Genomic DNA, 12,952 nt, shown 5'->3' with positions numbered 1-12,952 from the left:
AATTGTGAACCAATCTTTTTTTTTAACCACATTATACATATATTTATCGTATGAATAAAGAACAACAAAAAGACGGACAATTGAATATAGAATTAGATGAAAAAATTGCCGAAGGTACTTACTCTAACCTCGTAATTATTAATCATTCGGTATCTGAGTTTATCGTTGATTTTATCAATGTTATGCCTGGTACACCTAAAGCGAAGGTCAAGTCTAGAATTATTTTGACTCCTGAACATGCCAAAAGATTGACAAAAGCCTTGGCTGAAAACATCAAACGTTTTGAAGCAGCAAATGGAAAAATAAATGAACCTGCCGAACCTCCAATTCCTATGAATTTTGGACCAACTGGTCAAGCTTAATAAAACAAACGTTTTTTTATTCTCTATCGGGTTTAATATCCTGGGGCATCTTTTTTTAGAAAGTTATTGTTCTTAATTGAGTGGTATTTGGTTCTTCTGTATTGTTTAATTGGATTGAAATAATTAGATATTTCCTATTTGGATTAGTAAATCACTCGAACTGATTTTTAATAATAAATTCTAAATTCCCAACGAGTCTGAAATTCATTTGGTATAAGTTAAGTATATAAGTTTGTTTTTTAAGATCGAATTAACCTCCTTTTTCAATCAATTTCACGATATTTGTATGCTTTTGTTTTAGCTAATGTTTATATATTAGCTTTTTTAATAAATTATTAATTATACATAATTATATGTCAGACGATAAGAAAGTCATTTTTTCCATGTCAGGTTTGAGTAAAACTTACAAAAGTACTGGGAAGCAAGTATTAAAAAATATTCATTTAAGTTTCTTTTATGGAGCTAAAATTGGAATTTTAGGATTGAATGGTTCTGGTAAATCATCTCTTTTAAAAATTATAGCAGGTGTAGAAAAGAACTATCAAGGAGATATTAATTTTTTATCAGGTTATTCTGTTGGTTTCTTAGAACAAGAACCGATAATAGATGAAACAAAAACAGTATTAGACATTGTTAAAGAAGGGGTTGCTGAAACGGTTGCAATTTTAGATGAATACAATAAGATAAATGATCAGTTTGGATTGGAAGAAGTGTACTCTGACGCCGACAAAATGGAGAAGTTAATGAGTCGTCAGGCAGAACTACAAGATCAAATAGATGCATCTGATGCTTGGGAGTTAGATACAAAGTTAGAAATAGCTATGGATGCATTACGGACACCTGAACCTGATAAATTAATATCAGTATTGTCTGGAGGAGAAAAACGTAGAGTTGCTTTATGTAGGTTGTTGCTACAACAACCTGATATTCTGTTATTAGATGAGCCTACGAATCACTTAGATGCTGAGTCTGTACACTGGTTAGAACATCATTTAGCACAATATAAGGGAACCGTAATTGCAGTAACACATGATAGGTATTTTTTAGATAATATTGCAGGGTGGATATTGGAATTGGATCGTGGCGAAGGAATTCCATGGAAAGGAAATTATTCATCTTGGTTGGATCAAAAATCTCAACGTATGGCTCGTGAAGATAAAACAGCTTCTAAACGTCAGAAAACACTAGAACGAGAACTGGAATGGGTACGTCAAGGAGCAAAAGGACGTCAATCTAAGTCAAAAGCTCGTTTGGCGAGTTATGATAAATTGATGAACCAAGACCAAAAAGTAAAAGAGGAAAAATTAGAAATTTATATTCCTAATGGACCTAGGTTAGGCTCTAATGTAATTGATGCCAAATCGGTTTCAAAAGCCTTTGGTGATAAATTATTATATGATAATTTAGAATTTAATTTACCTCCAAATGGTATCGTTGGTATTATCGGACCGAATGGTGCTGGTAAGACAACCATTTTTAAAATGATTATGGGAGAGGAACAACCTGATTCTGGATCATTTACGGTAGGAGAAACTGCAAAGATTGCATATGTTGATCAATCACATTCCGATATTGACCCTGAACGTTCTATTTGGGCTAATTTTGCTGATGAACAAGACCTAATTATGATGGGAGGTAAGATGGTGAATTCTAGAGCTTATTTGAGTAGATTTAATTTTAGCGGTTCTGACCAAAATAAAAAAGTGAATACCTTATCAGGTGGAGAACGTAACAGATTACATTTGGCAATGACCTTAAAAGAGGAAGGTAATGTACTGTTATTAGATGAGCCTACAAATGATTTGGATGTAAATACATTGAGAGCATTAGAAGAAGGTTTAGATAATTTTGCCGGCTGTGCAGTAGTTATTTCACATGATAGATGGTTTTTAGATAGGGTTTGTACTCATATTTTGGCTTTTGAAGGTGATTCTCAAGTATATTATTTTGAAGGAAGCTTTTCTGAATATGAAGAAAATAAAAAGAAACGTTTGGGAGGTGATTTAATGCCAAAACGTATCAAATACAAGAAGCTAATTCGTTAAGTATTTAATAAATAAAAAAGCCGTTACACATGTAACGGCTTTTTTTATTTACTATATAATTTCTTTCTTATCCTACTTAATTGAATAGGTGTGATTCCTAACCTGGAAGCAATATGGTATTGATTGATTAAATTATCAATATTCGGAATCCTTTTTTGAAGTATGAGATACCGTTGTGTAGCATTCATCGTTAATAGTTCAGTATTTATTTTTTGTGAATTCATATAATGTAATTCAAGTATTTTTGTATACCATCCAGCTATTTCTATGTTTTCTTTACATTTTTGAGTCAGTAGATTATAATCGACTACTATAACATCACAATCAGTTAAGCATTGACAAGCTACTTTACTTGGTTGTTTTGTGATAAGGGCTTCTGTGGCAGCTAATATATTGTTAGTGCTAACCAGAGATCTGATATATTCAACTCCTTTTTCGGTCACGCTAAAAGACCGTGCTACTCCAGTTTTTATAAAGTAAAGGTATTCAGGAACGGTATCTATCTCTGTCAATATAGTTCCTGCCTTAAACGTTTTATTCTTACACATATCCATATATATATTATAAGACGTTTCGGATAATGGAGAGATATTATTCATGAAAATGTATAATTCGTTCATAGGTGAGCGGTATATATATTTAAGGAAAGTATTTGTTATAAAAGTAATATATAATTAATAATTAATTATTAACGTTATTTTTTTAAATGCTTAACCTATGGAGTTGTTTTAGTAATAAACTGCAGGTATTTATATGAAGTAGGACCTTCCATAAATAGTAAGTCTAAGATACTTAAGTTTTGTTGAAAACCGTGTTTGTCGTCAAACATTTGTGTATATTTAGGGAAATTGTAGGCGTTTTCTTTTTTTACACTACAAAGTTGTCTTAAATCCTTATATGGAGAATTAAGATTAAATTGTTTCGTTTTAATAAAACTAGATTCTTGTTGTAATACTTCCATTACAAAATGATGGATATCTATATTTAAGTCAATGAGAAATTTATGTTTTTTTTTGAAAACATCTATGATATCATGCTCATAATATTCATAAAATGGAGATCCTCTATAGGCAGATTGTAAAGACTTAAGATGCTTTTTATACCAAATAGAAGTATCATAATCGATTTCTATATCTTTAGTTTTGGTTTTTTCTGATGTTTTATTGTGTTTAACAGGGATGTTTAATAATTGTTTTCCATTGGCACCACCTATATAACAACGATTTCTATAGGTTTGTTTTTGATAATTATCTTCAAATTCAAAAACAATTTTTTTCCCCCCATAAATTGCAGCATATTGTGCAATAGGGGAGAAATACGTCGGATGTACAAGAATCATAGTACCTAAATTATTTGGACTTTCTTTTTCTATATTGACTGTATCCAATATACAATACAATAAATGCTAAGAAATAATAAAAATAAGATTTGATAGGTCCTTCTCCATTTACAGTAGTAAACAACCTTTCCCATCTAACTTTATCCAATCCTTTGCCATATGTATTCCAACTAAACCATACAAAAACTGGTTTTCCAACAACATGATCAAAAGGTACATATCCCCAATAACGAGAATCTTCTGAGTTGTGACGGTTGTCTCCCATCATCCAATAGTAATTCTGTTTAAAAGTGTAAGAATTAACTTTTTTTCCATTTATGAAAATAGAATTACCTTCAACAGATAATGTATTGTATTCGTATTCTGAAATGATTTTTTGATATAATTCTAATGAGTTGATGTCTAGTGCTACAGTTGCTCCTTCTTTTGGGATATAGATTGGTCCCATATTATCTTTGTTCCAGTTTCTTTTGATGGATGGGAAAACAGCTTCAGCTTCACCTTTGGGTTGAATATTTCTTACAACACTTTTTATTAGTTTGTTGTTTTTAAGTTTTTGTGCATTTGCTTCATCTAGATTCAATAAGTACTTTCTGTTTAGAAGATAATCTTTACCAAATTTTTGATACAGTTGGTTTTCATATGATAAGGGTAATACATATTCTTGATATGCTGTTCTAGCTTCTCCTCTATTGACATTATAGGTGTTGTAAATCATATTATCGCTCATGTTTTTACCATCAGTATCAACTGTATAATAAAATTGAGGTTTTGCTCTTTCTGGCATGATAGACCTTTCTCCATTGATATATATAAAACCATCTATAATTTCTAAGGTGTCCCCTGCGATACCAACACAACGTTTTACATAATTGGATTTTTTATCAATTGGTTTTTCGTATCGTCTATCTTTAGTAAAGAATTGACGTACTGTATCAGCAGGCCAGTTAAAAACAACAATTTCGTTTCGCTTGATGTTTTGAAAACCTGGTAACCTAAAATATGGTAATTGAAATTTATTTAAAAGTGAGTTTTTCTTAGTTGGATCATCATTATAGACATAAGATTTTGTTTTAATAAAAGGCAACGTATCATGTACCATAGGAGCAGCAATCACAGAGGTAGGGATTTTTGCCCCAAAATGAAATTTACTGACAAATAAGAAGTCACCTACAAGTAATGATTTTTCTAAAGATGATGTAGGGATGGTATAAGGCTGCATGATATAAGTATGTACTATAGTTGCAGCAACGATAGCAAATAATATAGAGCTTACCCATTCGCCAACTTCGGTTTTAGGAGCTAAGCTTCTATCTTCTATATGGTTTACTTCAGCTAGATAATTTAAATAATACGCATAGAATCCAAGGAGAAAAACACTTAAAAAAGTGTCAATAGTAGAGTTTTTCCCAAAACTTCTAGAAGTTTCTACCCATATTACCGGAAACATAATCAAATTAATTACGGGAATAAACAGTAATATCACCCACCATTTAGGACGGTTAATAATTTGCATTAAAACAATTGCATTGTAAATAGGTACGATTGCTTCCCAAGGTTTTCTACCAGCTTTTTGATATAATTTCCAAGTTCCTAAAAAGTGAATTCCTTGAATTGTAAGAATCACAATTATCCATTCCGTAAGTGTCATAAAATATTTTTTATTAAAGGTGCTTAAATAAGTTCAATTGACTTGTTAGTAATGTGTCAAATTCCTAATACGTCTTTCATAGAGAACACTCCTTTCTTCCCTATAATCCATTCTGCTGCAACTACAGCACCTAAAGCAAAACCTTGTCTGTTATGTGCTGTATGTTTGATGTCAATTTTATCGACTATTGAATTATATGTAATTAGATGAGTACCTGGAACTTCAGGACTTCTAATCGCAGAAATAGGAATACTATTATCTTGAGTTGCTTTGTCTAATTCCCACTGAGTGTTTTTTGTGTGTTCAATTACGCTTTCAGCAAGAGTGATTGCAGTTCCACTTGGTTCATCCAATTTTTGTTTGTGATGAATTTCTTCCATAGAAACATTATACTGATCTAAGTTAGACATCATTTTCGCCAATTGATTGTTTAGTTCAAAAAAGATATTTACTCCTAAACTGTAATTTGAAGCATAAATTAAGGCTCCTTCTTTTTTAGTACAAAGGGCTTTTATTTTATCAAAGTGATCCAGCCATCCTGTAGTTCCAGAAATAATTGGAATTTGTGAATTTAAACAGTTGCTAATGTTTGAAACGGCAGAGTCTGGAATACTAAAATCAATAGCAACATCTGCAACTGAAATATCATATTCAGGACTGTCTTTGTCAACTTTTAATACGATTTCATGTCCTCGGTCAAGGGCAATCTTTTCGATTGTTTGTCCCATTTTTCCGTATCCTAATAAAGCTATCTTCATCTTAAAATTTGTAATTAAACGTGAGCCCAACAAAAGAAGTTTTAGTGTTAGGTTCAGTATATATTTGTGGGTTTAATGTAATATTATCATCGATGTTAAATTGTAATAAATGGGCACTTACACTAGCGTCTACTATTTGAAGGACATAAAAACCTAGAAATAATATTAGTGAGGTTTCTCGATTTTGTTTATATACTTTTTGAGCACTTACCAATCCTTCTCTAGAAATCACAGAAGTTCCATCATCATAAGTAAATTCATCTTGAAAACCTGCTTCTCTTAATTTATAGGCAGTACGATATCTTTTATATTCACTATTATTAATAGTAAAATAATACATACTTGTAGCCATCGCTCCGTATACAAATGGCAGTTTCCAGTATTGATTATTATATACTTGTCCTAACCCTGGAACAATTGCAGAATAAAAAGCAGCTCTTGAAGGAGTTAAAGGATCATATCCTTCAGTTTTAATTACATCTTCACTGGTGAGTTGTGGAATGCTAGTCGTCTGACTTTTTACTGAACCGAAACACAGTAAGAGTAAAAAGATACAAGTATATGTATATTTAATCAGCACTTATTCTAATAAATTTTTTATTCTATTAAAATCTTCTTCTGAATGAAAAGGGATAGATATTTTTCCTTTTCCTTTGGTATTTACTGAAACCGAAATTTTATGACCGAAGAATTCACTAATCGTTGGAATACCCGTTTTTACAAAAGACGGAGTAGATAATTTAGTTGGTTTTTTAATCGCATCAGGGGATTTCAATTCTTTAACTAAGTCCTCCGTTTGACGAACAGACAATTTCTCTTTTAAAATTCTTTCGTAAATGACAAGTTGATGATCAATATGATTTATGTTTATCAATGCTCTACCATGTCCCATAGAAAGAAAACCGTCTCTCATTCCTGTTTGAATAATTGGGTCTAGTTTTAAAAGTCTTAAGTAATTTGTAACTGTAGATCTTTTTTTTCCTACACGAGTACTTAATTCTTCTTGAGTTAAATTGATTTCTTCAACAAGTCTTTCGTAAGATAGAGCTATCTCAATAGGGTCTAGGTTCTTACGTTGAATGTTTTCAACCAAAGCCATTTCCAACATTTCTTGGTCATTGGCCGTTCTAATATACGCAGGTACTGTTTTGTTACCAATTAATTTAGAAGCTCTAAATCGTCTCTCTCCAGATACGAGTTGAAAAGTATTATCATCTAATTTTCTGACTGTTATAGGTTGAATAACTCCAAGTTCTTTGATAGAATTAGCTAATTCTGTCAAAGCAACTTCGTTAAAGTTACTTCTAGGTTGGAAAGGGTTAACTTCTATGATATTTAAGTCAAGTTCCACAATGTTTCCAACAGAATAAGCATCGTTTGTTTTTGTCGATGAATTATCATTTAATAGCGCAGATAAACCACGTCCTAAAGCTTGTTTTTTAGTAGCTTTTGCCATCACGAGTTCTTTTTTAATACTTCATTAGCCAAACTAATATAATTTTCGGCACCCTTACTTGTTGCATCATATGCAATGATACTTTCGCCATAACTAGGAGCTTCGCCCAAACGCGTATTTCTTTGAATAATAGTAGAAAAAACCATTTCACTAAAATGCTTTCTTACTTCTTCTACAACTTGATTTGACAATCGAAGTCTAGAGTCAAACATCGTTAACAAAAGTCCTTCAATATCTAAATCGGCATTGTGTATTCTTTGAACACTTTTTATCGTGTTTAATAATTTTCCTAAACCTTCTAATGCAAAATATTCACATTGTATTGGAATAATTACAGAATCTGCAGCAGTCAAAGCATTCAAGGTAATCAATCCTAATGAGGGAGCACAATCAATTAAAATATAATCGTAAGAATCCTTAATTTGTTCTAAGGATTTTTTCAACATATATTCTCTATCCTCTTTATCAACAAGTTCAATTTCAATAGCAACTAAGTCAATATGCGCAGGGATAATATCTACATTCGGAGAGGTAGTTGTATGAATCGCCTCTTTAGCAGATACAGTATGTTCTAAGATTTGGTAGGTGCCTACCGTAATTGCTTCAATATCAACTCCCAACCCAGAAGAAGCATTTGCTTGTGGATCAGCGTCGATAAGTAGTATTTTTTTTTCTAAAACCCCTAGCGCAGCTGCAAGATTTACCGTTGTGGTAGTTTTTCCTACACCTCCTTTTTGATTAGCGATTGCAATGATTTTTCCCATTCAATTGTGTAATTATAAAAGTCAAAAATACGATTAATTATGTGTTAATAAAAGGGAAGATGTTAACAAACTTATAAAGTTGGTAGACATAAAAAAAACCGTCCAATCTGAACGGTTTTTTTTGTGTTGTTAGAAGGTTTATTTATTAGAAAATTCTTCCTTTTTCTTATCAAAATCAGATTTTTCTTCTCTTGGCCAACTGTTGTTTTCGGTATTGACATCTGCAGTTTCGAAATTTGGATCTATAACAATACCTATAATTTCTTTTTTAGAAGCGACAACTTTGTTAACTTCTTTATCATTTTTACGCCAAATTTGTGCAGGATACTTTTTAGTTTTTTTAGAACCATCAGCATAGGTATATTCTACAATAATTGGCATTACTAATCCTCCCGGTTTTTCAAAAGTAATTTCGTAAAAATACTCAGGGATTTCAATATTTGATTTATCCTCATAATGATTATCTATATAGTCTTTTAAGATTTTTATATCTAAAGCTGTTTTAGGTTCTCCCTCAGTTATGGGATCGGTAGTAAGATATACTCCTGGTCTTATTTGTTCTACAGGGATTCCATATTTTTTTGCTAGCTCAATAATTTTTGATGTTGGTTTGCTAGTTACTCTATATTGATTTACACTTTTTATACCGATATCGCAAAAGTCTGTTGTATAAAACCATCCTCTCCAAAACCAATCTAAATCTACAGCAGAAGCATCTTCCATTGTTCTAAAAAAATCTTCAGGTGTTGGGTGTTTAAACATCCATCTTTGTGCATACGTTTTGAATGCGTAATCGAATAATTCATGACCCATAATTGTTTCTCTCAACATATACAATCCTGCTGCAGGTTTTGTATAGGAATTTGGGCCAAATTGGTGTACGCTGCCTCCTTGAGTCATAATCGGAGAGATGTTGCTTTGATCTCCATCCATATAGGGAATGATGTCTTTTGGTAGGTTTCCTGTGTCAAAATTTTCATCGAATGCGATTTCTGTTAAGGTCTCTATAAAAGAATTTAATCCTTCATCCATCCAGGTCCATTGACGTTCATCAGAATTAACAATCATTGGGAAAAAGTTGTGACCTATTTCATGTGTAATTACGCCAATCATAGCATCTCTAGTTCTGTCGTCATAAGTTCCGTCGGGTCTTGGGCGACCATAGTTCCAACAGATTTGAGGGTATTCCATTCCTTGATTTTTAGAATGAACTGAAATTGCCTTGTGGTAAGGGTAATCGAAAGTATAAGATGAGTATTCTTTTAATGTATGTGCGACTACTATTGTCGAGTATTCTTCCCAAAGTGGATTTCCCTCTTTAGGGTATAAAGAGTATGCCATCACAGTTTTTCCATTGATATCAACAGCCATACCATCCCAGATAAATTTTCTAGAAGAGGCAAAAGCAAAATCACGAACATTTCTAGCATCAAAAGACCAAGTTTTAGTCTCTGTGCTGTTTTTCTTTTCAGCTTCAACAGCCTCTTCTTGTGTTACAATAATTACTGGTTTATCAAACGAAGTTTTAGCCTCTTCTAATCTTTTTAGTTGTGTTTTTGTAAGCACTTTTTTTGCATTGGTCAAAACTCCAGTAGCATTTAAAATATGATCTTTAGGCGTTGTAATATTTACTTTAAAATCACCAAATTCTAAAGCGAATTCACTTCTTCCCCAGAATTGCATGTTTTGCCATCCTTCAACGTTGTTGTATACGGCTAAACGGGGATAAAATTGTGCAATTACGTATAAATTATTACCGTCTGCTTCAAAATGTTCGTAGCCAGATCGATCTCTTTGTGGAACATGATTATTGATGTTATACCACCATTTGATTTGAAATTTAAATTTTTTACCTGAAGCCAGTGGTTTCGGTAAATCAATACGCATCATTGTTCGATTTATTTTATAAGAAAGGTCTTTTCCTCTTGAATCTTTTACATGTATTATATTAAAACCTCCATCAAAAGGTTTGTCGATAAAATCAGCATAAAATTTTTCAGGACTATATAAAACTTCTGGTCCACCTCCTTCAATATCCGGAGATTTAGAGTTTCTAGCTCTTTTATTTTGATCCAACTGAACCCATAAATACTCTAAAATATCCGACGAATTATTGTGATATACAATAGATTCATCTCCCATTAATTTTTGATTGGCATCATCTAAAATTACATCTATTTTATAATCAACCTGCTGTTGGGTATAATTTACTCCTGGTGCACCTGAAGCTGTATGCTGACTGTTTGGAGTAGTAAATTTGTCTTTTAGTTGTCTGAATTTGTTTTGGTTTGTATGTCCTTCTTTAATTTCTATTTCCTGAGCGATGGCAGCAATATTCAGTAGAAATATAAAAAGAGTAATGATAGAATAGAGTTTTTTCATTGTATATATTTTATAAAGCTGTAAATGTAGATATTTTTAATAGTATGGAGTGTTAATAATTAATTAAAGCAATTAATTTGTCTTTTATTAAGATAAAACTTTTTTGTTTTTGGTTGATATTAAATTTTACGATATTCTTTTGGTCAGTAAAAGATTTGTTCAAGATGTTGTTTTCTATTCGAATATTTTTTATCTCTTTTATTTTAGGGATCTCTAGATAAAAAACAGCCATGTCACTATCATATTCTTTGCCTATAAATGTTAGGTTTTTAGGTAGTTTGTTAACTTCAACAGAAAAATTATTTGAAAGATAATTCATATAAATACTATCAATTTTTTTTGGTTCTCGATCTGTAGCAAGTTCTATTGTGGTTTTGTTTAGGGTATTAAGTTCAAATTGTAAATCATCAATAAATAAACGCATGGTAATTTGTAGAACTTCTTGTTTAGGTACAAATTTTATATGGGTAACACTCATGTAAAATTTATGCATGGCAAATGAACACAAAGTTAAAAAAACAAGAAAGCAAAATAGGTAAACAAATTTCATTTAAAAGAGATTGAAAAGTAAAGATGCGTTTTTATCTCAGATATTTAATAACTAATTTTGTTTTTTATCGATAATTAAATGAAATATTATGAGGAATGTTATTTTGGCTAGTTCATCAACGAGCCATGGAAGTCGTTATTTGGAATATTTACAACCAGAATTGAAAAAATTATTTAATGCAGTGTCTAGTATTCTTTTTATACCATATGCAAGACCTGGTGGTATATCTTATGATGATTATACAGAAATTGCGAAAAAAGGTTTTGAGTTTTTGGGAATTGAAGTTAAGGGAGTTCATAGTTTCGAAAACCCTAAAAATGAGATAGAGCATGCAGAAGCTATTTTTGTAGGGGGAGGAAATACTTTTGTGCTTGTAGCTAGTTTGTATGAGAAAGGACTTATGGATACGCTAAGCACGGCAATTGAAAAAGGAACCCCTTATTTGGGAACTAGCGCAGGAAGTAATATCTGTGGAGTAAATATGCAGACAACTAATGATATGCCAATCATTATGCCTGAGAGTTTTAAAACTTTAGAAATTATTCCGTTTAATATAAATGCTCATTTTATTACAGAGGGTAAGAACTCTACTCATAAAGGAGAAACTAGAGAAACTAGAATCAAAGAGTTTCATGTTTTTAATGAAATTCCAGTAATAGGTTTACCTGAGGGTAGCTGGTTAAATGTAATTGATAATGAAATTATTTTGGGAGGTAATTTGGATGCGATTCTTTTTCAAAAAGGAAAGCAGGCTGTAATTTGTGAGCCTGGAATGTCATTTTAATCGCGTTCTTTTTTATTGAGTTGTCTGAATTTTTTTTAAAAATTCTAAAAAGAGTTTATTCGACGTATTACACTATTCGCAAGTTACAGTATAGGTTGAATGTTCTAAAAAAATCAATTTAAAATAAATGTGATTGTTTTGAAATAGTTTTTAGACAGTCTGACTGTCTGTGTATGGTTTGTTACATGTACAAAACTTTCAATTAAACACTAACTTAATAAAAATTATTTACCTTTTATTTAGCAAGAAGTAGCAATAAATTATACACTTTGTTGCCATTTCGTTATTTTTATTTTAAGAAACAATATTTATTTCCTTTGTTGAATTATTGTTCATAAGTTAAAATCATTGCTGTTGAAATCATTTTATACTTTTTCCATTTTGATTGAGAACCATATTTGTAATAATGTACTGAACTAAATGATGGAATTAACATTGGTAGACTTAATTCATCTCCATTTTTTGAGCCTTCAATCCATTCGGCTGTTATAATAATATCTTGTTGTATGTTAATATCATAATCTGTTAAATTAATTGTTATCCATCCCGTAGATTTATTTTTAACTTCTATATAAATATTTTCTTTGTTAATATTTTTAGAAGGGAACTTATCTTTTATAGTATATAGATTAATCCTGAATTTTACTTTATCAAAATTATTTTTTTTAATAAAAAACTTAAATTCTTTAAGTAAACTTGGCTTTTTCGAGCCAATTGAAAATTTCCTTCCAATTTCGGCTCCCAAATTTTGATTTTTCGCCTTTGGTATAGCAAAAAACACTTCATTTTTTGATTTTGACTTTTTCTTTCCTTTAACATAGGGTTTGGTATTATTAGATGTTAAGATGACCTCTTCAAGTT

13 protein-coding genes are annotated in these 12,952 nt (G+C 31.2%); 3 read left to right on the top strand and 10 right to left on the bottom strand.

The genetic code is table 11. The features are described 5' to 3' along the window. Positions 1-50 precede the first annotated feature (50 nt). Entirely contained in the window at positions 51-362 is a 312-nt protein-coding gene (locus tag V5787_RS11405) for a DUF3467 domain-containing protein (protein ID WP_336893338.1), read from the top strand. A 353-nt stretch (positions 363-715) separates the two neighbouring features. After that, positions 716-2,407, top strand: coding sequence for an energy-dependent translational throttle protein EttA (gene ettA / locus V5787_RS11400; protein WP_336893337.1), 1,692 nt, complete (start codon positions 716-718; stop codon positions 2,405-2,407). A 44-nt stretch (positions 2,408-2,451) separates the two neighbouring features. Here the strand turns inward: ettA and V5787_RS11395 are convergent, their stop codons facing one another. The 9 genes from V5787_RS11395 to V5787_RS11355 form a co-directional block, all read right to left on the bottom strand. Then, positions 2,452-3,027 (bottom strand): Crp/Fnr family transcriptional regulator, encoded by a 576-nt coding sequence (locus V5787_RS11395; RefSeq protein WP_336893336.1) that lies wholly within the window; start codon positions 3,025-3,027, stop codon positions 2,452-2,454. A gap of 95 nt (positions 3,028-3,122) precedes the next feature. Further along, positions 3,123-3,794: a WbqC family protein gene (locus V5787_RS11390; protein WP_336893335.1), complete on the bottom strand. Its 672-nt coding sequence runs from the start codon at positions 3,792-3,794 to the stop codon at positions 3,123-3,125. Next, positions 3,757-5,397: a signal peptidase I gene (gene lepB, locus V5787_RS11385; protein ID WP_336893334.1), complete on the bottom strand. Its 1,641-nt coding sequence runs from the start codon at positions 5,395-5,397 to the stop codon at positions 3,757-3,759. The genes V5787_RS11390 and lepB overlap by 38 nt, the downstream gene beginning before the upstream one ends. Before the next feature lie 56 nt (positions 5,398-5,453). Beyond that, the gene (gene dapB / locus V5787_RS11380; RefSeq protein ID WP_336893333.1) at positions 5,454-6,155 is read right to left on the bottom strand and encodes a 4-hydroxy-tetrahydrodipicolinate reductase; all 702 of its coding nucleotides are present in this window, start codon (positions 6,153-6,155) and stop codon (positions 5,454-5,456) included. Position 6,156: 1 nt separating this feature from the next. Continuing rightward, entirely contained in the window at positions 6,157-6,735 is a 579-nt protein-coding gene (locus V5787_RS11375) for a DUF5683 domain-containing protein (protein ID WP_336893332.1), read from the bottom strand. Continuing rightward, the gene (locus V5787_RS11370; protein WP_336893331.1) at positions 6,736-7,611 is read right to left on the bottom strand and encodes a ParB/RepB/Spo0J family partition protein; all 876 of its coding nucleotides are present in this window, start codon (positions 7,609-7,611) and stop codon (positions 6,736-6,738) included. Then, positions 7,611-8,375, bottom strand: a complete 765-nt coding sequence (locus V5787_RS11365) for an AAA family ATPase (protein ID WP_336893330.1) — start codon at positions 8,373-8,375, stop codon at positions 7,611-7,613. Before V5787_RS11365 ends, V5787_RS11370 begins: the two co-directional genes overlap by 1 nt. 138 nt (positions 8,376-8,513) lie before the next feature. After that, the gene (locus V5787_RS11360) at positions 8,514-10,757 is read right to left on the bottom strand and encodes a M1 family metallopeptidase (protein ID WP_336893329.1); all 2,244 of its coding nucleotides are present in this window, start codon (positions 10,755-10,757) and stop codon (positions 8,514-8,516) included. A gap of 52 nt (positions 10,758-10,809) precedes the next feature. Next, a complete protein-coding gene (locus V5787_RS11355; RefSeq protein WP_336893328.1) occupies positions 10,810-11,250 on the bottom strand; it encodes a DUF6702 family protein in 441 nt (146 codons plus the stop codon). A gap of 145 nt (positions 11,251-11,395) precedes the next feature. Here V5787_RS11355 and pepE point away from each other — a divergent pair, with 145 nt between their 5' ends. Beyond that, complete coding sequence (gene pepE, locus V5787_RS11350; RefSeq protein ID WP_336893327.1) at positions 11,396-12,091, top strand: dipeptidase PepE; 696 nt, start codon at positions 11,396-11,398, stop codon at positions 12,089-12,091. 325 nt (positions 12,092-12,416) lie between these two features. On the opposite strand, the gene V5787_RS11345 is transcribed toward pepE, so the two are convergent. After that, positions 12,417-12,952, bottom strand: a 536-nt coding sequence (locus tag V5787_RS11345; protein WP_336893326.1) for a hypothetical protein, incomplete at its 5' end; no start/stop codon positions are given.

Source organism: Flavicella sp., assembly GCF_037132785.1.
Lineage (GTDB): Bacteria > Bacteroidota > Bacteroidia > Flavobacteriales > Flavobacteriaceae > Flavicella.
Note: the sequence above shows the minus strand (reverse complement) of the source record. Positions and strands in the feature narration are given on the sequence as shown.